This is a genomic window from Bacillus cereus (assembly GCF_002567495.1).
Lineage (GTDB): Bacteria > Bacillota > Bacilli > Bacillales > Bacillaceae_G > Bacillus_A > Bacillus_A cereus_AQ.
Window position 1 is genome coordinate 39,295 of sequence record NZ_NVAP01000026.1, and the last position, 23,926, is coordinate 63,220.

The window sequence follows — 23,926 nt, forward strand, 5'->3', positions numbered from 1 at the left end:
TAAAGTGAAACGTTAATCAGTGGAGGAGGGCATCACCCACTGATTACCAATAGGGGTAAAAGTAAGGGGAATGAGAGATGGATATATACTTATTAATCGTCACGTTACTTGCAATCACAATTGTTATTTTAGGGGTATCATGGTGGAAATGGCATGCATTTATTAGTTTAACAGTTGCGAGTTTATTTTTAGCTATTATGTCTGGACTGAACTTAACGAAAATAGTAACTGCCTATGAAACTGGTGTTGGTAGTGTACTAGGGCATTTAGTTGGTATTTTGGCACTTGGAACTATCTTAGGGAAAATGATGTCTGATTCAGGGGCAGGCATGCAAGTTGCAGATTTCTTTATTCGATTTTTCGGCGTAAAAAAATTACCTTGGGCTATGTTATTTGCAGGGTTTGTTATAGGGATTCCAGTCTTTTTTGAAGTGGGAATCGTCATTTTATTACCACTTGTTATTTCAATTCGAAAAACAACGAAGCAAAACATATTATTAATTGCATTACCTGTTATTGCGGGATTATCTATCGTTCATGGGCTAGTACCTCCGCATCCAGGTGCGATGACAGCAATCGGCATTTATAATGCGAACTTAGGAAAGGTGCTTTTATATTCATTAATTATCGCGTTACCGACAGCTATTATAGCAGGGCCAATATTTGCAAAGTGGGTACATAAGAGAGTTATACCTGAAAATGAACCGGAGCTTGTTCGAGTTACGACTGTATCAACTGATTTACCAAGTCGTAAAGTTTCGTTTTTCATTATTTTACTACCAGTCGTTTTAATGATTTTATCAGTAGTTGCGCCGTATATTTCATTACCGAAAAAGATAACTGAATTTTTCGTTTTTGTAGGTAGTCCAGTAATTGCTTTACTCATTTCATGTTTCGCAGCATTTTATTTACTTGGCGTGAGACAAGGTATTAATAAAAAGATGATTAAAAAATTAACAGATGAAAGTTTACTACCAGTCGGTTCCATTATTTTAATAATCGGTGCAGGTGGCGGGTTTAAACAAATATTAATCGAAAGCGGCGTTGGAACAGCGATTGCGCAAATGGCAGAACATATATCGTTATCACCAATCGTATTAGCTTTCATGGTAGCTGGTTTAATTCGAATAGCGACCGGATCAGCTACAGTAGCATTAACGACAGCGGCAGGGATTGTTTCACCGGTTATTCAGCACATGTCTGGTGTGAATTTAGAGCTTCTCGTTATTGCAACCGGTGCAGGTTCATTAATGTTTTCTCACGTAAATGATGCAGGTTTCTGGCTTGTAAAAGAGTATTTAGGTTTGACGGTGAAGGAAACGTTTAAAACGTGGACGGTGCTGGAAACATTGTTATCATTTATTGCATTTGGTTTTGCCCTTGTGTTGAATATGTTTCTTTAAAAGATACCTGAATAGGTATCTTTTTTTTGATCAAGCCCAATTCCTAAAACAAGCCCGTTTTTAGGTAAGCCAAGCTTCCTATTCGCCCTGAAAACATACTATAAATGGAATCCCCTCATTTAGAGCAAGGTGAACTTGTTATGAATGATACTAAAGGAGGAATAGAGTAATGGGCGAAAAGTGTGAACACAGACATGATGATTGCGACCGTAGACGTGGATGCGGAGGCGGTTTTGCGCTTCTAATCGTATTGTTTATTTTATTAATTATCATCGGTGCTAGCTGCTTCGGCGGAGGCGGCGGTTGTGGCTATGGTGGTTACGGCGGTTATGCAGGCGGCTATGGTGGATACTGCTGCTAATTATTAAAAACTATTGAAAATGGCCTTGTGCAATACGCACAAGGCCATTTTATTCAAGCTTTAATATGCTGTGATAATTTATTGATGTACAGGGAACGGATTAAGAAGAAGAAAATGATCTCGATAATCCCGAAAAAGGTGAGTACGATTAATACTTCTTTTAATAAAGAAAAAGCGAACATGCTTTGTAAAAACTTAACCGCAAATAAAGTGTGAACACCAGCGACGATGTAAGGCACGAAAAATAAAATTCCTAATTGAATCGTTGCAGAACGAAACATTTCGGATTCTGTTAAGCCGAGCTTTGTAATCGTAATGTATTTTTGTTTTTCATTCGTTAAGTCGTTATACATACGGAAGTATAAAACACTAGCCGCACCGATAAAGAAAATAAAGCCGAGAAATGCCCAAATAAAGAATTGAGCAACTGCATTTTCTTTACCGTGAATGAGTTCATCCGTAGCTGTATGAATATAAAAGGGTTTGATAAAGCCTTCTTCATCTTTATGTGTTTCATACAAGTTATTTGCATCATGATCTAAGCTTTTTAATATTTTTTTTGTTGGGACAATTGCATTTTCCCAATTTTCCACGAAGTAGTTATAAACTGTAATTGTTTCAATATGAGGAACAATAGTATCAATTGCATCATCTTGCATAATAACTAAATTTGGTAATGCGAATGGTGGTGCTATCCCCTTATTAATAAATCCCTTTATATAAAACTCCTTTTTATTTGATTCAAGTGTAATTGTATTTTGTTTTACAAAAGGATTTGATACAAGGTTTAATAGTTCTGGTGAATAGCCAGAAATAATATAAACTTCTTTTGCATCCAGGGTGATTGTAGATCTCTTTAACTGTTTAGCAATTTCGTTATAATCACTCATTTTCATAATTGCAATCTTTTTTTGTGAAGCATCGTCTTTTAAAAGCGTAAATTTATATTTTGTATATTGAAAATGAGTATTGGAAAGTTCGGTTTCGATAGTATTAATGTGCTTTTGCTCAAATGCATTCTCACCTTCTGATGTATAGGTGAATGGTACTGGATATCGTTCTAATATTGATGCTTTTGTTTGGTTATTTGCAGCAAATAACCCGATAATAATTGTAAATGCAAGGGCAGACAGCATGGAAACGATAAAGAGTACATTAATATTACTACGAGTACGAGCGACTAAATCTGAAATCCATAACATATTTATTTGTTTCATATAAAACTTTCTTCTCTTTTTTAAAATGTAGATAAAGAGAAGAAATGTTTGTGAAAAGAATAAATATGTCCCAACTACTACGAGCGGTAAAATAGATAGCATAATAAAGAACACAGATCCATTTTGTACATTTGTTTCTGTTACGTAGCCTTGCGGATAACCTGCGATATAGTAGCACAAACCTAAACAAATTAAAGCGAATAAAGAGATGAGTATAGATGGCCTTTTTTCTGCCGTTATTTTCTTTTTACCTTTAATGAGATGGACTGTTTTACGAGTACGAATGAACATCGGTGTAAACGTAGAAACGATTAAAAATAAAATGATAAAAGTGACGGTTGTAACGAGAATCGCTTCTGTTGGCCAATATAAATAAAGGCCTTTCGCACTTGTTAATTTTGAAGTAACTAATAAGAAAAAGTTTGAAAATACAAGGCCACCTTGAATACCGATAAAAATAGATAATATCCCGATTATCATGTTTTCAGTAAATAACAGTCTTTTTAATTGTCTCTGTGAGATACCAAGAATAGTGAGTATCCCGAATTGCTGCTTCCGTACATTTAAAAACGTTCCAATCGAATATAAGAGAAAGAAGAACGAGAACATAACGATAACAAGCTGTGCTGTACTAGCTAAATTCATTAGAGGATCACGTTCTTGAAAGTTTTGTACACTTTGTAAGCGTGGGTGATACGCGTATACAGTAAATGAAAAGAAAACCATTATCGAAAAAGCGCTACTTACAAAATAAGCGAAATATGCTTTCGAATTACGCGAGACATTTTTAAATGCGAATTGCCAAAATGTCATCCACGTCTTCCTCCTAATAACGCTAAAACATCTAATATTTCTTGATAAAACTTCTCGCGATACAATCCGCGGTGCAGTTCATTGTAAAGCTCGCCGTCTTTAATGAAAATAACACGATTACAATAACTTGCTGCAAACGGGTCATGCGTAACCATTAAAATTGTTGCATCTTCTTCTTTATTTAATTTCGTAAATAACTCCATTACATCGATAGCTGCTTTTGAATCTAGGTTCCCTGTCGGTTCATCAGCTAATAAGAGAGAAGGATGATGAATAACAGCACGTGCTACAGCAGTACGCTGTGCTTGTCCTCCTGACACTTCAAAAATACGTTTATCCAAAATATGATCAATTCCAAGCTTTTTTGAAATGTTATCAAGTTTTTCGTCCATTTCTTTTAATGGAATATTATCTAATGTTAAAGGTAGTACGATATTTTCACCGATTGTTAGCGTATCTAGTAGGTTAAAGTTTTGGAAAACAAATCCTAACTCTTGTCGGCGGAAAATAGCTAACTTCTCTCTACGAAATGTGTGTGGTTTTTTTCCGTTAATAACGACATCACCAGAAGTAGGAGAATCAATTGTAGAAATAACGTTTAAAAACGTAGATTTACCACTTCCAGACGGTCCCATAATCGCAACGAATTCGCCTTTATCTACGTGTAAATTTATATTTTTTAAAGCGGTATGAGGGACTTTCCCTTCATACACTTTTGATACGTTTTTTATGTGTAATACTTCTTCCATAATAATCACCTTTCTATTTTTAAAACTTAATATGTTGTGATAACTTTTGCATATAAAAGGAACGAATTAAAAGGAAAAAGAGAATTTCAACCGTTCCAAAAATCGTAAGTACGACTGTAACTTCAGCAAAGAACGAGAGATTTAATATTTCTTGTAGCATCTTTGTCGCAAACATAGTATGGATCGATGCCATAATGTATGGAACAAAGAAAAGAATCGCAAGTTGAATTGTAGCAGATCGCTTCATTTCGTCTTCTGTTAAACCAATTTTTATAATCGTTACATATTTTTCTTGTTCATTTGTTAAGTCAGTATACATACGGAAGTAAAGAACACTACCAGCACCGATAAAGAAAATAACACCAAGGAAAGTTCCGATTAAGAAAAATGAAGCGACATTTAGTTTCGTTTTGTATAGAGAATCGCTCGCTTCACTTGCATGGAAAGGTTCATGTTCTGCTTGAATAGCTGCATTGTCAGTTTGGATTTTTGTCATAAATGCTGAACCGATAGTATATGCCTTTTCCCAATTTGGAACTTTGAAGCTATATACACTCATTTGTTTGGAAATCGTTGATAAAGCTTCTATATTTTCATCAGATACAATAAGTAACTTCGGTACTAACGAGTTTGGGAACGGGCTAGTACTTTTATAGTCCTTCACTTTCAAATGTAAAGAGTTTTGAGTAAGTGTAAGACTATCTTTTTTTTCTTTATCATAAAATGTTCCAATGAAATGATCATCTATTTCTTTCATAAGGATGTAAGATTCATTATTCTTTACGGTAAGTGGATCAAAGTTTAATGCATGAGCGAGTACATTATAGTCGCTTTGTTTCATTGCATGATAGAGCTGCGTGTTATCTTCAGCTAAAGATACTTCGTATATATCCGTTTTAAATTTTTCATAAGTAAATTGTTCTTTATTAAATTGCTGTACTAACCAGTTTAAATGTTCATCAGCTAACGTATTTTCAGTATGTGATAAATAAGTAAAAGGGAACGGGTTTTTTCTTATTTCATTAAACTTTGTAAACTTCCCAAAACCATATAAAAATGTAATCATTGTAAAAGCGAGCGTTGATAGCATCGCCACTATAAAGAGCATGTTAATATTCGTTCGAATGCGTGATGCTAAATCCGAAATCCAAAGCATATTAATCCGTTTCATATAAAACTTCCGGCGCGTTTTTAATATACGGATGAGTAAAAAGCTAATTTGTGAAAAGAAAAAATATGTTCCAGCTGCAATGAGCGACGGAATGACGAATATACTAAATACGGCATATAGAGCTCCGATGATATCGCCTAACGACATAAAATATAATGGATTTGCTTCTAATACATATCCAGTTATTAAACATGTCGCACCAAATAGAGAGATGAGCACGGATGCTTTTCTTTCTTTTTGTTTTGTTCCTTCTTTTAAAAGACGTACAGCTTTTCTCGTACGAATGAGCATCGGTGTAAAAGATGATACGAGAATGAAGAGTCCAAGAAAGATGATGATAGTTAAAACGATAGCACTTGTAGGCCCATATAAATATAAACCAGGTACGTGTGTAATTTTGGCGGTAACTAATAAAAAGAACTGTGAAAAGACAATTCCAAGTTGAATGCCAAAAAATATAGAAAGAACACCAATTAACATATTTTCTATAAATATGAGTCGTTTTAATTGTTTTTGAGATATGCCAAGTACGGTTAAAATCCCGAACTGTTTTTTTCGTACTTTTAAAAACGTCCCGATTGAATACAGTAAAAAGAAAAATGAAAAGAACACAATGACAACTTCTGAAATTGTCATCAATATGTTCAGAGCATAATTCACATCTGTCATATGCAATTTCGGATGGAATAAATAAACTGCAAATGAGAAAAAGATTGCAATGGAGAACGCACTGCTTACAAAATAGGCGAAATAAGCTCTGGCGTTCCGCGTCACGTTTTTAAAGGCAAACTGCCAAAATGTCATTCACCTAAACCTCCTATTATAATGAGCATGAAAAAGAGGGATGAGATCCCGCCTTCTCATGTAATAACTTTTTTAATATGTTAACCATTCGTATATTGTGATAATTTTTGCATATAAAGCGAACGAATGAAGAAGAAAAAGCTGATTTCAACGAATCCAAAAATAATAAGAACGGCTGAAACTTCTTTGAACAAAGATAGACCAATTACATCTTGTAGCATTTTCGTTGCGAACATTGTATGAATGGATGCCATAATGTACGGAACGAAAAATAAAATACTAAGTTGAATGGTTGCAGATCGTTTCATCTCTGTATCTGTTACACCGATTTTAGAAATTGTTATATATTTCTCGTGTTCGTTCGTTAAGTCTGTATACATTCTAAAGTAAAGAACGCTACCAGCACCAATGAAGAAAATAACTCCTAAAAACGTCCCGATTAGGAAGAATGCGGCACTACCAGATGTTATTGTGTATAACGATCCTGCTGATTCAAAAGGTCGAATAAGAGGTCCTTCATACTGGGATGTGTTTCGATCTTTTTGTACTTTTTCTATAAAATCATCAGCAATTTTATACGTTTGTTCCCAATTTTGGATTTTGTAATTGTATGCAGATATATGTTTTACGGTGTTAGGTAAGTTATTTACGATAATATCAGGCAACACTATCGTTTGATATGAAAAGTCAGATGGGATTGCGTTTATATGCTCATAGCCTTTTACTCGTAATTTCGTATTTGTACTAGAGAGTGTAATGTAATCTCTTTTGTAGCTTTGCTCAAATTCATTGAATATGGTGATATAAGATGTTCCCGTCAAAACATATGCTTCGTTATCATTCATGAATAGCTGTTTCATTCGTAAAGAATCCGCAAGTTTGTTATAGTCACTTTGCTTAATTGCATATACTTCATTATAAATAACTACATTCTTATCTTCTTTTAGTGGTGTTTCATATATATCAGCTTTTATTTTCTCATATGGGAAATGCTCCTTTTGCAATTGTTGCTCAAGCCAATTTAAATGCTCTGTAACAAAAGGGTTCGCATCATAAGAAAAATAAGAAATTGGAAAAGGAGAAGTTCTATTCACCTCTAGCTTAATAAATTTCCCGAATCCATATAGGAACGTAATCATTGTGAAAGCAATTGTAGATAGCATCGCTACAATAAAAAGCATATTAATATTCGTTCGAATACGGCTCGCTAAATCCGAAATCCAAAGCATATTAATCCGTTTCATATAAAACTTCCTTCTTTTCTTTAAAATATAAATAAGTAAGAAACTAATTTGTGAAAAGAAGAAATATGTTCCGAGTGTAACAAGCGTTGGGATAACGAAAATACTTGAAACCATATATATAACACCTATTTGTGGGCTTACTGATACGAAATATTTAGGATTTCCAGCTAACGCATAACCACCAAATAAACAAATCGCACCAAATAATGAAACAAGTATGGATGGTTTTCTTTCTTTTTGTTTTCCACCATTTGTTTTTAAAAGGTGTACCGCTTTTTTTGTACGAATAAGCATTGGTGTGAATGCAGATACAATGATAAAAAGACTAAGGAAAACAATGGTTGTTAAAATAAACGCGTTAGTAGGCCCATATAAATATATTCCTGGAACATGCGTAAGTTTGGCTGTTACTAATAAGAAAAATTGAGAAAAAACAACTCCAAACTGCATGCCGAAAAAGATAGATAAAACCCCAATTAACATATTTTCCATGAAGACGAGACGGTGTAATTGTTTTTTAGATATTCCTAAAATGGTTAAAATACCGAATTGCTTTTTCCGAACTTTTAAGAAAGTACCGATGGAATATAGTAAAAAGAAGAAAGAGAAAAATACAATTACAACTTCTGAAAATATCATTAGCCCTGAAATTTCAGAAATCATGCTGAAGTTTTGTAATTTCGGATGAAACAAATAAACGGCAAACGAAAAGAACACAGCAATCGAAAACGAACTGCTTACGAAATAAGCGAAGTAAGCTCTGGAATTACGTGTGACATTTTTAAATGCAAATTGCCAAAATGTCATAGACTATACCTCCAAATAGAAGATATAGAAGTAGTTTTATTGCAAAAAATGTATGAGAGTGAGTTCTCATACATTTTGCTAGCATATGTTACGATCATGCTTCGGTCACCTTCTCTGTATGTTCCGATTGATTATTTGCAGCATTGTGGAAGATGATTTTAATCGTCGTTCCTTTACCAACTTCAGAATCTAGTTTGACAGAGTGACCTAAATAATCACAAATTTTACTTACAATATAAAGTCCCATACCAGTAGATTCTCCGAATGTACGACCGTTTTTCCCGGTGTAAAACGGCTCAAATACTCTTCGAATATCTTCTTGCGGAATACCAACACCTTCATCACGAACTTCTAAAATAATATCTTTTCCGTTTCGGTAAGCGGATAAGAAAACTTTCTTTCCGCGCTCACCAGAGTAACGAACTGCATTTGTCATTAACTGATAAATGATGAACTTTAGCCATTTCGCATCAGAAGCAACTTTTAAATCAGAATGAACTTCTAAAACAGGGAAGACCCCGTTTCGAATGAATAGTTCTTTTAATCCGTTAATATTTTTTGTTACCGCATCTTTTAATGAAATCGTCTCAACATGGAAATCTTCATGGAAGTTATTTAATCTTGCCATGTATAAAGCCATATCGAGTCCTTGATTTAATCGTTCTAATTCTTTTTTGAATTTCGGAATCAAATGTTCATCTTCCATTTCGAGCACCATAAGTTGCATAACAGACACAGGTGTCTTCATTTGATGCACCCAATGGTTAATGAATAATTGATGTTCTTGTTGTTTTACTTCATACGATTGTAGTTCTTTTTGGAAGAGACGGTATTGCGTACGCACGAGTTCATTTACACCGTGAGGCATCGGAGCGGTCGCTCTTTCAATAAACGCATCTTCCATTTTCTCTGGTTGCTCACTTAACCTATGGTACATTCTACGATTGCGAACGTAACGGTAAGCGAGGAAACAAATGAATAAATACAAACTTAAAACGACGAAATAAAATTTGTTATTTTGAAATCCATCTACTGCATCGTAAAGAACAAAAATGATACCGAAGTTTAATACATATAGTAGAAAAAATGCAAAATGATCACGTAAAAATAGCTTCATGCTTATTCACTCCAAGTTGCGTTAAAACGATACCCAAGTCCACGTACTGTTTCAATAGCATTTTCAATACCAAGCTCATTGAACTTTTTACGAAGACGCGTAATGTTTACGTTTAATGTATTTTCTTCAACGAAGCTTTCATCATCCCAAAGGGCAGCTAATAAATCTTCACGGCTCGCTGTACGAGGGAATTTAGATAATAACATTTCTGCTAAAATCGCCTCTTTCTTCGTTAAAAGAACTTGCTCAGCTCCAAAATGAATTTCTGGGCGTTCAGGGAATAGTTTTAAACCTTCTACTTCAACGATACGTTCAGAAATATTTGGTGCATAATCACCATAAATACGGCGTAATTGGCCTTTAATTTTCGCCATTACAACATCGTAGTGGAACGGTTTCGTAATATAATCATCCGCACCGCTTTCAATCGCCATAATTTGTTCCATCTCACCAGCACGAGCTGAAATGAAAATAATTGGGCAAGTAGATTCATGACGAATTTGACGGCACCAGTAGAATCCATCGAATTTCGGTAAGTTTACATCAAGTAAAACAAGATGTGGTTTCACTGCGTTAAACGATTCCATAATATCATCGAAGTTCTCTGCAACAACAGCTTCATAGCCGTATTTTTGAATGTGAGATTGTAGTAATGATGAAATATTTGGATCGTCTTCAACGATTAAAATTTTATACATATGTATACTCCTCCTAAAAAACAATTGTAGATATAGTGTATCATGTGTTTCAAGTCTTTTCATTATGTTGAAAGATAAGCTAGTAAACAGTATAGGTCAATAGTGAGAAATGTAAAAAGGGGCGTATAGATAATTGACAATTAACTGAAATCATTTTAACATTTAGATAAATATCTAAATGTCTAATTAGTGAAAGGAAGAAAGACATTGAATCAAGCATTTAAAGCATTAGCAGACCCAACAAGGCGAAAAATTTTAGACTTATTAAAAGAAGGCGATCTAACCGCTGGTGAAATCGCTGAACATTTCAATATGACAAAACCAAGTATTTCACACCACTTAAATGCACTTAAAAATGCTGAACTTATTCAAGATGAAAAGAAAGGGCAATTCGTTGTGTACTCTTTAAACACAACTGTCTTTCAAGATTTATTAACTTGGGTGTTTACATTTACAAATAAGGGGGAAGAGGGGAAATGAGGAAGCATATATTTCCGTTACTATTAATTGCTTTAACGATTCTTGCATGGTGCGTCGCGTGGCCGCATTTACCAGGCGAAGTTCCGAGCCATTGGAATGTTGCTGGTGAGGTAGATGGACATATGTCAAAAATGGGAATGATGATTTTTGATGTATCAATTATGGTTTTTATATATGCATTATTGACTGTATTGCCTAAGATAGATCCGAAACATGGGAATTATGAGAAGTTTTCTAAAGGATATAATGTAATGAATTATAGCGTATTAATCTTATTATTTTTAGTAAGTATCATTGGAATTGGGGCTGGATTAGGTTATGACATTCCAATGAATAGTACACCGCATATTCTTGTTGGTCTTTTATTTATAGTCATCGGCAATTATTTACCACAATGCAAACCAAATTACTTTGTAGGTATAAAAACACCGTGGACGTTAAGTAACGAAGAAGTATGGAGAAAAACGCACCGTTTTAGCGGAAAGGTGTTTGTTGTATTAGGAGTTATTATGATTTTAAGTATTTTTGCTCCAGTAGCGTGGAAAACTTTCCTAATCATTGGCATTATTGTCGGTGCAGTAGGATTAACGATGGGATATTCATATATTGCTTATAAAAAAGAAATAGGGGCTTAATAAAAAAATATGGGGGAGAGAGGATGAAAAGACACGTATTGCCATGGAGTTTAATTATTGGGGTTGCAATTGGGTGGTATATTGTATGGCCATATTTACCGGAACAAATTCCACGTCATTATAATGCGGCAGGAGTAGTAGATGGATATTTCTCTAAAGTAGAAGCAAGTTCAGTTTCAATAGGGAGTATGGTGTTACTGTATTTGATATGGCTAGCTATGGGGTATATTGACGTAACGAAAGATAAGTATAAACAGCATGGTAAAGTCCTTTCTGCAATCCATTATGCAATTCTTTTGATAGGATTCGGTTGTAACTTATTTGCGTTATTAGCAGCGTCTAATTATATTGCATCGGGCTCCATTGCATTTAATTTCGGACTTGGAACATTGTTTCTTGTACTAGGTAATTACATGCAACAGACGAAGCCGAACGGGTTAGTAGGCATTCGAATGGACTGGACATTAGAAAATCCTGTAGTTTGGAGAAAAACACACAGATTTGCTTCGAAAGTATTTGTAATAGGCGCACTTTGTATATATGCCGGGGCGTTACTCCCAGATCCATTTAATATTTTTATGGGGATTGGAATCATATTAATATGTATTCTCGTCTCAACAATAAAGTCATATAGTATTTATAAAAAAGAACTGAAGATGTAAAACAAAGCAGCTTTTCCTTTCGTGGAAAAGCTGCTTTGTTTTTTTATCACTTCTTCAAAACAGGTATCCAAATTTCACTTTTAAAGTTTGGAGAAGATATATCTTTCTGTTCATTCCACAATATTTCCGGTCCTTCCGCTAGTTCATAGTTCGAAGAAGGGAACCATTCAGAATAAATACGCCCCCATACATTTTGTAGTGCATCAGGAAATGGACCGACAGCTTCGAATATAGCCCACGTTGAAGCTTCGACTTCAAGTTGCGCAAACTGTTTTGGGCAATCTTTCGTTGTAGCTACTCCAATATAGTGATCGAGTTCGCCTTTTTCCTCCATTCTTCCTTCAGAAAAATTAGTGGAAGCACTAATGATTCCATTTGGTTCCACATTTGAAAGTGACTTTAACGTTTGAATGGACTGTGGGGTTAAACTTTTCCACATAGAAGCAATTTCTTCATTTACACCGTTAAAAACGATTGGTACTCGTTTTGTAATACCTATAATTTGAAATGAGTCTTTTTCTTCGATTCGATAGTTCATTTCATTTCCCCCTTGAATGGATAGTTGGAAGGTCATTGGTGAATATGCTTTCAAAGAATGACTACTATTTCTGGCCTCTGAAGGTGTTATGCCATGCAAATTTTGAAATGCACGAGAGAATGAATCTGGTGAGTTGTATCTGTATTTTATAGCGACATCAATGACTTTTATAGTGCTGTTTTTTAGTTCAAAGGCAGCGAGAGTAAGACGTCTACAGCGAATATATTCTGATAGTGATATGCCAGCTAGGAAAGAAAACATTCTTTTGAAATGGTATTCTGAGCTGAAAGCTAGCCTCGCAACTTCTTTAAAATCAATTTCATTCGTAAGGTTATCTTCAATATACTGCATTGCCGCATTCATGTTTTTAAGTGAATCCATACCATGACCTCCTTGTTAAATAGAATAGCAGGAACGAAATAGCTCCATCCGACATTTCGTGCACAACTTTATAGGTGTATTTTTTACCTTACAAAATTGTAATGTTCCTGTAAGGAGAATGAATGGATGGTATGATATCCCAATGTTATAGTAACAAAGTACTTTTATTCAGTAGGTTAAATTTTTATGTCTTTACTTATAAGCCTTACATAACTGTCATGTTTGTGTAAGAAACATCGATAGTGGCAAGAGTAGAGAATGTATATAGTGAAAATAGAGAATAGACGAAATGAGGGATGTCGAGATGAAAATAGTGTTAGAAGCAAAAAATATTGAAAAAGTGTATGACACGGGTGGTAATAAATTTTCAGCTTTAAAAGGTATTAACTTGCAAGTAAAAGAAGGTGAGTTCGTTGGAATTATGGGACCTTCAGGTTCTGGTAAGACGACTCTACTAAACGTTCTTTCTACAATTGATAATGCGACGAACGGTGAAATTTTAATTGATGGAAAAGACATTGTGAAGATGAACGATGATAAGTTAGCGTTATTCCGCCGCGATCATTTAGGGTTCATTTTCCAAGATTATAACTTATTAGATACGTTAACGGTGAAAGAGAACATTGCGTTACCTCTTGCGTTATCGAAAGTAAAAGCAAATGAAATTGATCGACGTGTGCTTGAAATTGCGAAAAAGTTCGGCATTGATCATATTTTAAGTCAGTTCCCGTATCAAGTATCTGGTGGACAGAAGCAGCGCTGCGCGGCATCACGTGCAATTGTTACAAATCCAAGTATGATTTTCGGGGACGAGCCAACTGGAGCGCTTGATTCTAAATCAGCAACAGATTTATTAGAAAGTATGAAGTCATTAAATGAATATGATAACTCTACAATTTTAATGGTAACGCACGATGCATTCGCGGCAAGTTACTGTAAACGAGTTATTTTCATTAAAGATGGTGAACTATATAAAGAATTACACCGCGGTGAATCAACGCGTAAACAGTTCTTCCAAAAAGTCGTTGACGTAATGTCTTCTATTTCAGGAGGTATGGCTGATGACCTTATCTAGCATTGCCCTCCGCAACATACAGCGGAACTTTAAAGACTACTTTGTATATTTTGCATCTATGATTTTTAGTATCGTTATTTATTTTACATTTAAAGCACTGCAGTACAATTCGCAAATGGAAAAAGCAGCGGAAGCTTCTAAAAAAATTAGCGGAGCATTCCAAGTTTCAAGTGTCATGCTTATCATTTTCGTAGCAGTGTTCATTATATATTCAAACGGATTCTTTACACGGAAACGTAAAAAAGAAGTTGGGTTATATTCTTTACTAGGTATTCGAAAAAGACAAATCGGTAAAATGCTCTTTTATGAAAATATGTTAATGGGATTAATGTCATTAGTAATTGGGATAGCGGTTGGTAGTGTCCTTTCAAAATTATTCCTTGAGTTATTAGTAAATATGATGGGATTAAACTTAAATGTTCATTTTGAAGTACCGATGGCTGCCATTATTGATACTGCAATTATTTTCTTTGTGATTATTTTATATACATCACTTCAAGGGTATCGTTTAATTTATCGCTTTAAGTTAATTGAACTTTTCCGCGCAGAACGTGAAGGAGAAGCAATGCCAAAAGGATCTGTCATTATGGCATTAATTTCAGTTTTCTTAATCGGTTCAGGTTATTTCTTAGCATTAATGTATATGAAAGCAGTTATGTATGCAGACTTTATGGTCGTTGCATTATACATTTTATTAGCGACAGTAGCAGGGACTTATTTACTGTTCATGTTCTTCACAGTATTTGTATTGAAACGTGCAAGAAATAATAAGTCAGCGTTTTATAACGGTATGAATATGGTAACGACATCTCAGTTACTATACCGTATTAAAGGAAATGCGAAATCACTTGCGACAATTGCTATTTTAAGTGCAGTGACATTAACAGCTGTTGGTACATCAGTTACGATGTATTACAATACATTTACACAATCAAAAGTGGCTGCGCCGTATAGTTATTCTTATGAGAAAAAAGATGAAGCATTAGATAAAAAAGTAAATGAAATACTTGCTGGAGAGAAAAATAATCATCCAGTCACATATGAAGCAGAAGTTGAAATGATTCCTGTGAAAGGAACATTTAAAGGTGAAAGAGCAGATCAAGTTCTGAATACACACTATAACGTTACAAATCAGTACCAGCTTATTTCTCAATCAACCTTTAATACACTTGTGAAACATTTAGATGTAGAACCTGTAAATTTAAGTGCGAATGAAGCTTTCGTATATGATAGCTTATATATTGAGAAGCTTGATTTCGGTCCTCTTTATACAGGAAATACAGCTGTATTCCCTGTTGGAAATGAGTCGAAAGAATTAAAAATTAAAGGTGTAAATAATAGAAGCCTTACAAATTTGAATGAACTATTTGTAATCGTTCCGGATAAAACATATGAGCAAGTGAAACAAGTAAACGAAACGCGCACTGTAAAAAATATTGATGTAAAAGGTGAGCGAAATAGTAAAGAGTTAACAGCAAAATTAGCAAGCATTATGCCAGCTGGTGAATCAGAAATTTTAAAACCATTTAACGATTTCTATACAGGATTCCAGATGCAACTTGAAGCGACAGGCTTAATGATGTTTATTGGGTTATTCTTAGGATTAGTCTTCTTATTAGCGACAGGCTCAATCATTTACTTTAAACAATTAACAGAAGCAAGTGCTGACCGTGATCGTTACATTGTCCTTCATAAAGTCGGTGTAACGAAGCAAGAAATGAAGAAAGCTATCGCAAAACAAGTAAGCTTTATCTTCGCTATTCCGTTAGTAATCGGTATTTTACACAGCTTATTTGCACTAAAAGGTTTATCAAATATATTACCATTTGAAATTATGATCCCGCTTCTAATTAGTATTGGAGTATACGGCGCGATTTATATTGGATATTACTTCTTAACAGTTCGTTCTTATTATAAGATCGTGAGTGCGAAGTAATAAAGGGCAGCTATCGCTATAGGCGATAGCTGTTTTTTTATTCTTCATAAAATCTTAAGAAATCTCCTCAATTTTTATTAAGAAATGATAGTTATACTTAGATACAAGTTAAAAACTATTGAACGAATGGGGAGAGGTTTACATGCAACTCATAACATTCTTACATGAATTTATTAAACATCCGAAACATACTGGTGCAATTGCACCAAGTTCAAAAATATTAGCAAAGAAAATGGTAGATGTAATTGATTTTAATAAAGCGAAATGCATCGTAGAGTTAGGGCCTGGTACAGGGGTTTTTACGAAAGAGATTATGAATAGAAAAAAGAAGGAGACAATATTTCTTCTTATTGAAATTAATGAAGTGTTTTACAAAGAGCTAAAGAGAAAATATAAAGAAGAGCAGAACGTCATTGTTGTACACGGTTCAGCTGAAAATATAAAGAAGTATATGGAAGAGTTCAATATAGAATGCATTGATTATATTTTATCAGGATTACCTTTCACTTCTTTACCAGAAGAAGTTTCAAAGCGCATTTTAAACAATGCGATGGAAGTGATACATGAGAATGGTGAATTCATTACATTTCAATATTCACTTGTGAAAAAAGGATTTATACAGCATTTCTTCCCTAAAATTACACTGGAAAAGGTATGGCTGAATTTCCCGCCAGCTTACATCTTTAGTTGTAAAAAAGAGCTAAGGAGAGCATATACATAATGGAATTACATGAATTATTATCATACATTGAACAATACGGTTATTGGGCATTATTTTTCTGCTTATGGTTAGGGATTATCGGTATGCCAATTCCAGATGAAATGATTGTGATGAGCGGAGGATTTGTATCTTCATTAGGTATATTACATGTTATTCCTGCGTTTTTATTAACGTATTTAGGCGTTGTGTCCGGACTTTCTTTAGGCTATATATTAGGAAAAATATTTGGTACAAAAGTACTTGATAAGCTAATGAAAAAGAAAAAGGCGACATATCTTTTGAAATCTCAACAAATGGTAGAGAAGTATGGTCATTATGCGTTAGTAACAAGTTATTTCATACCAGTTGTAAGACATATCGTACCGTATTTAGTTGGAATGAATAACATGCCATTTAGGATGTATGCTTTGTATTCCTATACGACAGGATTTCTTTGGACACTCGTTTACTTTGTACTCGGTTCTTTATTTGGACAACATATTGAAAGTATTGTAGCAGTTGCGATAGAGTATGGCGTGTATTTTGGCGGAAGCATCGCAGTGATTGTGAGTGTTTTTTATTTATATAGACAAAAAAGAAATACAGTGATGAGTAAATAAAGGAGGCGGCAGCCTCCTTTTATTATTAATCTGGCTTCATTTATCGAAGTGTTGATGCACAGCCCTGTTACATTAAGAAAAAGTTAAGAAACCGTACGAGTTTTTATTAAGAAATGTTTTCTATACTTAGACAGGTCTTATTGAAAAACATAATGAAAGGCGGAATATAGATGAAAAGATTTATTTTTGGATCATTACTGGTTATAGTCGCAGGGGTGGCATATTTATTAAAGGGGAATGCTGTAATTGATAGAATGAATCCATTTATTGATTTAGAGAACCATTACGCAATTATTGATAATGATGGAAAAGAATTAGGCGGAAATAAAGACCATGAGTATACAGTGAAAGCTTATGATGAGAAAGGCGTGGCAAAAGAAGTTATGATTCGTGAGGTTGAAGAGTTACCGAAAGGTTCGTATTGGCATGTTATTACGAGAGGGAAGTTTTTACACGATAAAGTACAAATAGAAGTAGATAAAATTCCTGATGGTGCGAAGAAAAAATTAGGATTGTAAGTATAAACCCGGTTCTAGATGAGAGAATCGGGTTTGTTAGTTTATGGTGAAATGATAAAGGGGGAGGGCGAGAGGTATGCTACTCATTGTTAGCCTTATATTAATTGGGATTATGTGCAGTATGAGAATAGTATCCTTACATATGCTAGAAAGACAAAATATAGAAGAGCGATATGTATATTGCCCAAAATGTGATGCGAAAATTAGAAAAGGGAATTCGGATCCTTTTTGTTCGAAATGTAATTTAATATTTTAGAGAAGATAAAAAGGCAAAGACGAACAGATTTTGGTTCGTTTTTGCTTTTTTTAATGAAGAATAAGAACAATTTTTCATTTCTCACCGATAACTTCTACAGTTACCTCCGTAGGAATAGCGTATTTTTTTTAATAAACTCATTTTAAATGAAATTATTTTGGCGCTACAGACGTTGAAACATAAAATTGTTACTTATTAGTATCTATAACACTTTAAAGTGCGTACTTTTTATTGTGTTGTAGATGAGACATAATTACATACGTGAGAGGGAAATGAGTAGTGAGGAGCTAAAACGCATCTATGTTATTTTTAATAACTGTTGTGCTTTGAAGTGCATGCTTTTTGGCTGTCCGAATCCTTTATAGTGAATTTGATCAGTCATCCCTTTTCACATTATTTACATCCATTAATCATTTTTATATAAATTTTAGGAGGAGATTTTAAATGAAAGATTTATTAAAGGGTACACTTGGTTTTGGTACGGCACCACTAGGTAATATGTACCGTAATATCCCAGAGGAAGAAGCAATCGCTACAGTGGATGCTGCTTGGGATAATGGTGTTCGTTACTTTGATACAGCTCCACTTTATGGATCTGGTTTAGCAGAGATTCGTCTTGGTGAAGCACTATCAAAAAGAAATCGTGATGATTACTTCTTAAGTACAAAAGTAGGTCGAATTATTTCAGATGAATTGGAAGATCCATCTACACGTGATTTAGGTGAAAAAGGCGGATTGTTCGAATTTGGTCGTAAAAATAAAATCATCAATGACTACAGTGCGGATGCAACTCTTCGTTCTATTGAGGATAGTTTAAAACGTTTAAAAACAGACCGTCTGGATTTTGTTTATATTCATGACGTAGCACAAGATTTTTATGGTGATGATTGGATTTCACAATTTGAAATTGCTCGAACAGGAGCATTCCGTGCACTTACTCAATTGCGTGATGAAGGTGTAATTAAAGGCTGGGGCCTTGGAGTAAATAAAGTAGAATCAATTGAACTTATGCTGGACTTAGAAGAAGCAAAACCAAATGTTTCTTTACTAGCTGGTCGCTATTCATTATTAGACCACGAGCGTGCGTTACAACGTGTAATGCCTGCAGCTGTAAAAAACAATATGGACATTGTTGTTGGTGGACCATATAGCTCAGGTGTTCTTGCTGGAGGAGCTCACTTCGAATACCAAAAAGCGTCACCAGAAATCATTGCAAAAGTTAATAAAATGAAAAACCTTGCAGATCGTCATGGAATCAGTATTAAAGCTGCTGCTTTACAGTTTGCACTGGCTAACCCAGCGGTTGCTGCTGTTATTCCAGGTGCAAGTAAACCTGAACGAATTGCAGAAGATCAAGCTGCATTAAAAACAGTAATTCCAGCAGCGTTCTGGGAAGAAATGCGTGAACAAAAACTAGTTGCAGCTAATGCACCACTACCAATCAACGTTAAATAAAAAGGAGAGTAATGAACATGGCAAACACTATTACATCTATTGAAATTCCAGCTTCACCTGAACAAGTATGGCAATTAATTGGAGGTTTCGATGCACTTCCAGATTGGTTACCGTATATTCCTAGCAGTAAAGTAACTGAAGGCGGACGTGTACGTCATTTAGCTAATCCTGATGGCGATGCGATCGTAGAACGTTTAGAAGCATTTAATGAGAAAGAACGTTACTACACATATTCAATTATGCAAGCACCATTCCCTGTAACTAATTATTTATCTACAATCCGTGTTAAAGAAGGTAAAGATGCTAACACATCATTAGTTGAATGGTCTGGTAGCTTCACTCCTGTAGAGGTTACTGATGAAGAGGCAATTAATCTATTCCATGGAATTTATAAAGATGGTTTAGAGGCATTACAACAAGCGTATTTAGGTTAATCTGTTGTAATCAATTTATTAAACAATGAATAAAAAATAGAGTGAGTATTTGAAATCCTGCAGTGTAACAGCTGCAGGATTTTTTATAAGTATAGAATTTCTTTTTAAGAAAATATATCTATACTCAATGCTGTTACTTAAAGAGGACAGAAGCACATACAGATCGTGAGCGTTACATCGTTCTTCGAAAACTCCGTGTCACGAAAAAAGAAATGAAAAAGGCAATCGCCAAACAAATGAGATTTATCTTCTTTATTCCTTTAGTAGTTGGCATATTACACACTTTATTTGCACTAAAAAGATTAGCGACAGTTATTCCATATGAAATTGCAGTTCCATTGTTAATTAGCATTGGCGTGTATAGTGTTATTTATAGAAGAAGATTATGCGAATAATGGAATAGAAGTACAAACGGCAGAGCAGTATCCAACATACTTCATGCGTATGCTTGCTACTAATGATGAAGCTAAAGAATTATTATGGTGGGATAAAGAAGAAATTTTAGAAGAGTTTGGTTTAGACGGCGACTGGCAAGCAGCTTATGAAACGGAAGAATGGAAACATGTTGAAGAAGAAAAAGTAAGTGAAAATGAATTCTTCCAATCAGTAGCCGCTGCAATAGAGAAGAAAGATCCAAGTGTTATTGTGAATAAAAATGCTAATACGCATTGGGAAAATTGGGTAGAATTTGATTGTGACTGAAAAGGATAGGAGAAAGAATAATAAATGAAAAGAAGAAGAAAATCCGGAGAAAAAGTACAGATGAATCGTTTTACACTTCCTGTATGCTACGGAAGTGAAGCGCCATATTATTATTACGAGGTGGCGCCTCATGAAAGAGAGGGACGGTTCCATTTAACATCAGATCTTTGTGTAATGGATGATGAACATTATTTTATTAGAGGATGTTTAGAGATTCCTATAATTGATTATCACGAAAATTTCATTTGGACTGTGTGGGTATCACTTAGTAAAGAAAGTTACGATGAAGTATTAGAGAAGTGGGATGAGAGAGGCCGAGAAAATAGTGATCCTTATTTTGGTTGGTTATCTGTAGAAATACCATTTTATCCAGAAACATTAAATTTAAAAACAAATGTACATATAAGAGAAGTTGGAACGGCACCGTATGTTGAATTAGAGCCAACCGAGCATCCTTTAGCGATCGAACAAAGAAATGGAATTACTTTAGAGAGAGTTAAAGAAATACAAGAAATGATCCAACGACATAACTAGATTAGAAGAGAAAAACGAGTGCTAGCACTCGTTTTTTTTATTACACAATCGCAGGATTATAAATCATCGTAAAGTGCCCTGGCAACAATTCAATGTGACAAGGTGTATGAAGCGAACTTTCTCCATCTGTATCTACTTCTTTTTCTTCTTTCGTTTCAATATGAATTGATTTCGCTTTTACGTGGAAGATGTCATTTTCATTTGAGTCTTCAAATAGTTTCTTTCCGATGTAATCTTTAAATGCTTGAATACCTGTTGATTTGACTACGAAAATATCAAGTGTTCCGTCATCACATTTTACGTTCGGAATAAAGGATGGAATACCACCAAGATATTCACCATTTCCAACCATGACAAGGACAGCTTCGTCTTCATATACTTGTCCGTCATAAGTAATTTTTACTGGAAATGTTTCAGCATTTTTTACAGTTCGAATTGTGCTTAAGTAGTAGCCGATTTTTCCAAGCTTTGCTTTTTCTTCTGCATCGATATTGTTTGATACTTCAGATACGAGTCCAATGCCCCAGAAGTTTAAGAAATGTTGTCCGTTTGCTTTTGCGACGTCAACTGGTTTTACATGCTCTTTTGTGATAAGTTTTGCTGCTTCTGCGATGTTTTGCGGAACGCCGAGTGTGCGAGAGAAATCATTGCAAGTTCCGCCTGGAATAATTGCAAGTGTAGGTCTAGTTTCAAGAGGGGCTAAGCCGTTTGTACATTCAAATACAGTTCCATCACCGCCAAAGACGATAATTAAATCTACTTTACTAGCAAACTCTTGACAATATTTTGTTGCATCACCTTGTTTTTTCGTATGAAGGATACGTAAGTCAGGAAAAGCTGTCGCAAGAGGTGGTACGATTTTCGCTAAATTTGTATGTAGGTCGCCTTGCCCAGCTTTTGGATTTACGATGAGGAGTACTTTTTCAAATTTTGTCTTTGTCATTTTTATTCTCTCCCTTTGTCTTTTACGAATCGTGATAGAAAATAAACTTCCATCAGTAATTGATGGAAGCTTATTTTATTATATTACTCCGTTACAACTGAAGCGATAAATGGTAAGTTACGATATTTCTCAGCACAGTCGATACCGTAGCCAACGATAAATTCGTCTGGAATGTGGAAACCAACATATTCAGCTTTTAAGTCCACCTTACGGCGTTCTGGTTTATCAAGTAATGTACAGAACTTAAGTGCCTTTGGTTTATGCATAAAGAAGTGGTCTTTTAGGAAATGAAGCGTTAAACCAGAATCGATGATATCTTCTACGACAATTACGTTTTTTCCAGTAATGTTTACGTCGATATCTTTTAGTAGTTTCACTTTTCCAGTAGTTTCTGTTTGATTTCCGTAGCTAGATGCAGAGATAAAGTCGATTGTTACATCGTTTTTAATGTGACGAATTAAATCAGCAGCAAATACGAATGAACCTTTTAATACTGCGATTACTACGATTTCTTCTCCTTCAAAGTCACGCTCGATTTGAAGTGCTAGTTCTTTTACTTTTGCTTGTAATTGTTCTTCAGAAATTAAAGTGTCTTTTATTTCAATATTCATTGTAATCCTCCTACAGTGTAAAACTTGCGAACATTTCGACTGTAAAGGATAGAATAGAAAAAGTCAAAGAGGATAGTAATTTTTTACAAAATAACGGAAAAATCATCTGATGATATGATATACTAATTATATTAAGAAAACGCTTCCATAAAGGGTGATTATAATGAAGAAGAAACAGTACACAAGTGTAACATTTATAAAAGCATTACTACTAACAATTGTTCTTGGCCTGTTGGCTTACATAATTGATGTACCTGCAATTCGCATTTCACTAATTGGAATGACTTTAGTATTAGGCGCAATTTCCCATGGTATGATGTCACAGCTAAAAGAAGCTGGACTTGATAATATGAAAGATCATATGGATAAGAAGTAAGAAACCTTCACGTATATATAGTGAAGGTTTTTTCGTTTCTTACAAAACTGTAAGGTAGTTGTAAGACAAATCGATAGTTGCATAATAGTATTTTGGATAAACTATGGGTGTAAGGTAAAAGGCAAGCATATTTTAGGTAAATTAAGTTTTAGGCACTCTATATGTGAAAAAGGAGTAGGAGGCATGGAGAAACGTTGGACGACCTTTTCTTTTTTAGCGACTAGTAACACCATAATGCTAGATGGAAAAATGGATTTTTTGCACTTGTTTGATCGTGAAGACGATCATTCTTCTTCTAAATTTACAATGAAATGGAATAAATGGAGCGAGAGTTGTAGGTTTGAAGAAGAGGCCCCTAACGAAGAGCGAAAGATTATTTTAACAAACCCTATTAAAGCGTGGGTTGTTCAACGTCGTAAGTGTAACGTCAAAAATCACTTCAAGAAAACTGAGCCGAGACAATTAGTTATCGCTCCAGACCGTTCTACTTCTAAATCACGCGAAAGTAACATGTAAATATTGAGACACACACCCGAAAAAACATCGTACATATTGCGATGTTTTTTTATTTTTCTACAATGAAATCTTTAAATGAAATATATTTCATCTGCATCTTATATTTATATCTCTTGTTTATTCTAGTGATACATCCGATGCGACGTGATGTAAAACGTATAAGAGGAGAG

At 34.6% G+C, this 23,926-nt stretch carries 25 protein-coding genes and 2 pseudogenes; 18 read left to right on the plus strand and 9 right to left on the minus strand.

Annotated elements, in window-relative coordinates:
* Positions 1-77 precede the first annotated feature (77 nt).
* Positions 78-1,403 (plus strand): gluconate permease GntP, encoded by a 1,326-nt coding sequence (gene gntP, locus COK05_RS12410; RefSeq protein WP_098612815.1) that lies wholly within the window; start codon positions 78-80, stop codon positions 1,401-1,403.
* A gap of 169 nt (positions 1,404-1,572) precedes the next feature.
* Entirely contained in the window at positions 1,573-1,764 is a 192-nt protein-coding gene (locus COK05_RS12415; protein WP_000504028.1) for a YjcZ family sporulation protein, read from the plus strand.
* A gap of 53 nt (positions 1,765-1,817) precedes the next feature.
* On the opposite strand, the gene COK05_RS12420 is transcribed toward COK05_RS12415, so the two are convergent.
* From COK05_RS12420 to COK05_RS12445, 6 genes are all read right to left on the minus strand, one after another.
* Positions 1,818-3,794 carry an FtsX-like permease family protein gene (locus COK05_RS12420; RefSeq protein WP_098612816.1) on the minus strand — a complete coding sequence of 659 codons (1,977 nt, stop codon included), beginning with the start codon at positions 3,792-3,794 and terminating at the stop codon, positions 1,818-1,820.
* Positions 3,791-4,543: an ABC transporter ATP-binding protein gene (locus COK05_RS12425; RefSeq protein ID WP_000393249.1), complete on the minus strand. Its 753-nt coding sequence runs from the start codon at positions 4,541-4,543 to the stop codon at positions 3,791-3,793. The genes COK05_RS12420 and COK05_RS12425 overlap by 4 nt, the downstream gene beginning before the upstream one ends.
* Before the next feature lie 19 nt (positions 4,544-4,562).
* Positions 4,563-6,518: an ABC transporter permease gene (locus COK05_RS12430; RefSeq protein ID WP_098612817.1), complete on the minus strand. Its 1,956-nt coding sequence runs from the start codon at positions 6,516-6,518 to the stop codon at positions 4,563-4,565.
* Positions 6,519-6,598: 80 nt separating this feature from the next.
* Complete coding sequence (locus COK05_RS12435; protein ID WP_098612818.1) at positions 6,599-8,569, minus strand: ABC transporter permease; 1,971 nt, start codon at positions 8,567-8,569, stop codon at positions 6,599-6,601.
* Between the two features lie 94 nt (positions 8,570-8,663).
* Positions 8,664-9,686, minus strand: a complete 1,023-nt coding sequence (locus COK05_RS12440) for a sensor histidine kinase (RefSeq protein ID WP_098612819.1) — start codon at positions 9,684-9,686, stop codon at positions 8,664-8,666.
* Between the two features lie 2 nt (positions 9,687-9,688).
* Positions 9,689-10,384, minus strand: a complete 696-nt coding sequence (locus COK05_RS12445) for a response regulator transcription factor (RefSeq protein WP_000276736.1) — start codon at positions 10,382-10,384, stop codon at positions 9,689-9,691.
* Between the two features lie 207 nt (positions 10,385-10,591).
* Between COK05_RS12445 and COK05_RS12450 the strand changes: the two genes are divergently transcribed.
* From COK05_RS12450 to COK05_RS12460, 3 genes are read left to right on the plus strand one after another with little or no spacing between them, the layout of a single operon-like run.
* Entirely contained in the window at positions 10,592-10,864 is a 273-nt protein-coding gene (locus COK05_RS12450; RefSeq protein ID WP_001070526.1) for an autorepressor SdpR family transcription factor, read from the plus strand.
* Positions 10,861-11,499, plus strand: a complete 639-nt coding sequence (locus COK05_RS12455; protein WP_098612820.1) for an SdpI family protein — start codon at positions 10,861-10,863, stop codon at positions 11,497-11,499. The genes COK05_RS12450 and COK05_RS12455 overlap by 4 nt, the downstream gene beginning before the upstream one ends.
* Before the next feature lie 23 nt (positions 11,500-11,522).
* Positions 11,523-12,161, plus strand: coding sequence for an SdpI family protein (locus COK05_RS12460; RefSeq protein ID WP_098612821.1), 639 nt, complete (start codon positions 11,523-11,525; stop codon positions 12,159-12,161).
* Positions 12,162-12,207: 46 nt separating this feature from the next.
* On the opposite strand, the gene COK05_RS12465 is transcribed toward COK05_RS12460, so the two are convergent.
* Positions 12,208-13,080, minus strand: a complete 873-nt coding sequence (locus COK05_RS12465) for an AraC family transcriptional regulator (protein ID WP_098612822.1) — start codon at positions 13,078-13,080, stop codon at positions 12,208-12,210.
* 304 nt (positions 13,081-13,384) lie between these two features.
* On the opposite strand from COK05_RS12465, the gene COK05_RS12470 reads away from it, so the two are divergent.
* From COK05_RS12470 to COK05_RS12520, 11 genes and pseudogenes are all read left to right on the plus strand, one after another.
* Positions 13,385-14,155 (plus strand): ABC transporter ATP-binding protein, encoded by a 771-nt coding sequence (locus COK05_RS12470; protein ID WP_098612823.1) that lies wholly within the window; start codon positions 13,385-13,387, stop codon positions 14,153-14,155.
* Positions 14,142-16,091, plus strand: coding sequence for an ABC transporter permease (locus tag COK05_RS12475; protein WP_098612824.1), 1,950 nt, complete (start codon positions 14,142-14,144; stop codon positions 16,089-16,091). The genes COK05_RS12470 and COK05_RS12475 overlap by 14 nt, the downstream gene beginning before the upstream one ends.
* A 142-nt stretch (positions 16,092-16,233) precedes the next feature.
* Entirely contained in the window at positions 16,234-16,812 is a 579-nt protein-coding gene (locus tag COK05_RS12480; RefSeq protein ID WP_098612825.1) for a class I SAM-dependent methyltransferase, read from the plus strand.
* The gene (locus COK05_RS12485; RefSeq protein ID WP_098612826.1) at positions 16,812-17,411 is read left to right on the plus strand and encodes a DedA family protein; all 600 of its coding nucleotides are present in this window, start codon (positions 16,812-16,814) and stop codon (positions 17,409-17,411) included. Before COK05_RS12480 ends, COK05_RS12485 begins: the two co-directional genes overlap by 1 nt.
* A 170-nt stretch (positions 17,412-17,581) precedes the next feature.
* Positions 17,582-17,929: a YxeA family protein gene (locus COK05_RS12490; RefSeq protein ID WP_098612827.1), complete on the plus strand. Its 348-nt coding sequence runs from the start codon at positions 17,582-17,584 to the stop codon at positions 17,927-17,929.
* A gap of 76 nt (positions 17,930-18,005) precedes the next feature.
* Entirely contained in the window at positions 18,006-18,185 is a 180-nt protein-coding gene (locus COK05_RS12495) for a hypothetical protein (protein WP_098612828.1), read from the plus strand.
* Positions 18,186-18,629: 444 nt separating this feature from the next.
* A complete protein-coding gene (locus COK05_RS12500) occupies positions 18,630-19,640 on the plus strand; it encodes an aldo/keto reductase (protein WP_098612829.1) in 1,011 nt (336 codons plus the stop codon).
* Between the two features lie 17 nt (positions 19,641-19,657).
* A complete protein-coding gene (locus COK05_RS12505; protein WP_098612830.1) occupies positions 19,658-20,074 on the plus strand; it encodes an SRPBCC family protein in 417 nt (138 codons plus the stop codon).
* A gap of 134 nt (positions 20,075-20,208) precedes the next feature.
* A pseudogene (locus tag COK05_RS12510) lies at positions 20,209-20,469 on the plus strand (FtsX-like permease family protein); the annotation flags it as partial.
* Positions 20,444-20,776 (plus strand): annotated as a pseudogene (locus COK05_RS12515) (DUF7003 family protein); the annotation flags it as partial. The pseudogenes COK05_RS12510 and COK05_RS12515, both read left to right, overlap by 26 nt.
* Before the next feature lie 24 nt (positions 20,777-20,800).
* Positions 20,801-21,310, plus strand: coding sequence for a DUF2199 domain-containing protein (locus COK05_RS12520; protein WP_098612831.1), 510 nt, complete (start codon positions 20,801-20,803; stop codon positions 21,308-21,310).
* Between the two features lie 40 nt (positions 21,311-21,350).
* Here the strand turns inward: COK05_RS12520 and COK05_RS12525 are convergent, their stop codons facing one another.
* Together COK05_RS12525 and hpt are read right to left on the minus strand one after the other, a co-directional pair.
* Complete coding sequence (locus COK05_RS12525; RefSeq protein WP_098612832.1) at positions 21,351-22,253, minus strand: diacylglycerol/lipid kinase family protein; 903 nt, start codon at positions 22,251-22,253, stop codon at positions 21,351-21,353.
* A gap of 83 nt (positions 22,254-22,336) precedes the next feature.
* Positions 22,337-22,864: a hypoxanthine phosphoribosyltransferase gene (gene hpt, locus COK05_RS12530; RefSeq protein WP_098612833.1), complete on the minus strand. Its 528-nt coding sequence runs from the start codon at positions 22,862-22,864 to the stop codon at positions 22,337-22,339.
* Positions 22,865-23,024: 160 nt separating this feature from the next.
* Here hpt and COK05_RS12535 point away from each other — a divergent pair, with 160 nt between their 5' ends.
* Positions 23,025-23,240, plus strand: coding sequence for a hypothetical protein (locus tag COK05_RS12535; RefSeq protein ID WP_141539068.1), 216 nt, complete (start codon positions 23,025-23,027; stop codon positions 23,238-23,240).
* Between the two features lie 183 nt (positions 23,241-23,423).
* A complete protein-coding gene (locus tag COK05_RS12540) occupies positions 23,424-23,756 on the plus strand; it encodes a hypothetical protein (protein WP_098612835.1) in 333 nt (110 codons plus the stop codon).
* Positions 23,757-23,926 lie beyond the last annotated feature (170 nt).

Excerpts from the sequence above, each read along its gene's own strand:
- COK05_RS12420 (WP_098612816.1), bottom strand. The coding sequence starts at position 3,794 with ATGACATTTTGGCAATTCGCATTTAAAAATGTCTCGCGTAATTCGAAA.
- COK05_RS12520 (WP_098612831.1), top strand. The coding sequence starts at position 20,801 with ATGAAAAGAAGAAGAAAATCCGGAGAAAAAGTACAGATGAATCGTTTT.
- COK05_RS12435 (WP_098612818.1), bottom strand. The coding sequence starts at position 8,569 with ATGACATTTTGGCAATTTGCATTTAAAAATGTCACACGTAATTCCAGA.
- COK05_RS12505 (WP_098612830.1), top strand. The coding sequence starts at position 19,658 with ATGGCAAACACTATTACATCTATTGAAATTCCAGCTTCACCTGAACAA.
- COK05_RS12495 (WP_098612828.1), top strand. The coding sequence starts at position 18,006 with ATGCTACTCATTGTTAGCCTTATATTAATTGGGATTATGTGCAGTATG.
- COK05_RS12430 (WP_098612817.1), bottom strand. The coding sequence starts at position 6,518 with ATGACATTTTGGCAGTTTGCCTTTAAAAACGTGACGCGGAACGCCAGA.
- COK05_RS12480 (WP_098612825.1), top strand. The coding sequence starts at position 16,234 with ATGCAACTCATAACATTCTTACATGAATTTATTAAACATCCGAAACAT.
- COK05_RS12425 (WP_000393249.1), bottom strand. The coding sequence starts at position 4,543 with ATGGAAGAAGTATTACACATAAAAAACGTATCAAAAGTGTATGAAGGG.
- gntP (WP_098612815.1), top strand. The coding sequence starts at position 78 with ATGGATATATACTTATTAATCGTCACGTTACTTGCAATCACAATTGTT.
- COK05_RS12415 (WP_000504028.1), top strand. The coding sequence starts at position 1,573 with ATGGGCGAAAAGTGTGAACACAGACATGATGATTGCGACCGTAGACGT.
- COK05_RS12490 (WP_098612827.1), top strand. The coding sequence starts at position 17,582 with ATGAAAAGATTTATTTTTGGATCATTACTGGTTATAGTCGCAGGGGTG.
- COK05_RS12470 (WP_098612823.1), top strand. The coding sequence starts at position 13,385 with ATGAAAATAGTGTTAGAAGCAAAAAATATTGAAAAAGTGTATGACACG.
- COK05_RS12540 (WP_098612835.1), top strand. The coding sequence starts at position 23,424 with ATGGAGAAACGTTGGACGACCTTTTCTTTTTTAGCGACTAGTAACACC.
- COK05_RS12475 (WP_098612824.1), top strand. The coding sequence starts at position 14,142 with ATGACCTTATCTAGCATTGCCCTCCGCAACATACAGCGGAACTTTAAA.
- COK05_RS12465 (WP_098612822.1), bottom strand. The coding sequence starts at position 13,080 with ATGGATTCACTTAAAAACATGAATGCGGCAATGCAGTATATTGAAGAT.
- COK05_RS12440 (WP_098612819.1), bottom strand. The coding sequence starts at position 9,686 with ATGAAGCTATTTTTACGTGATCATTTTGCATTTTTTCTACTATATGTA.
- COK05_RS12500 (WP_098612829.1), top strand. The coding sequence starts at position 18,630 with ATGAAAGATTTATTAAAGGGTACACTTGGTTTTGGTACGGCACCACTA.
- COK05_RS12525 (WP_098612832.1), bottom strand. The coding sequence starts at position 22,253 with ATGACAAAGACAAAATTTGAAAAAGTACTCCTCATCGTAAATCCAAAA.
- COK05_RS12455 (WP_098612820.1), top strand. The coding sequence starts at position 10,861 with ATGAGGAAGCATATATTTCCGTTACTATTAATTGCTTTAACGATTCTT.
- COK05_RS12485 (WP_098612826.1), top strand. The coding sequence starts at position 16,812 with ATGGAATTACATGAATTATTATCATACATTGAACAATACGGTTATTGG.
- COK05_RS12445 (WP_000276736.1), bottom strand. The coding sequence starts at position 10,384 with ATGTATAAAATTTTAATCGTTGAAGACGATCCAAATATTTCATCATTA.
- COK05_RS12460 (WP_098612821.1), top strand. The coding sequence starts at position 11,523 with ATGAAAAGACACGTATTGCCATGGAGTTTAATTATTGGGGTTGCAATT.
- hpt (WP_098612833.1), bottom strand. The coding sequence starts at position 22,864 with ATGAATATTGAAATAAAAGACACTTTAATTTCTGAAGAACAATTACAA.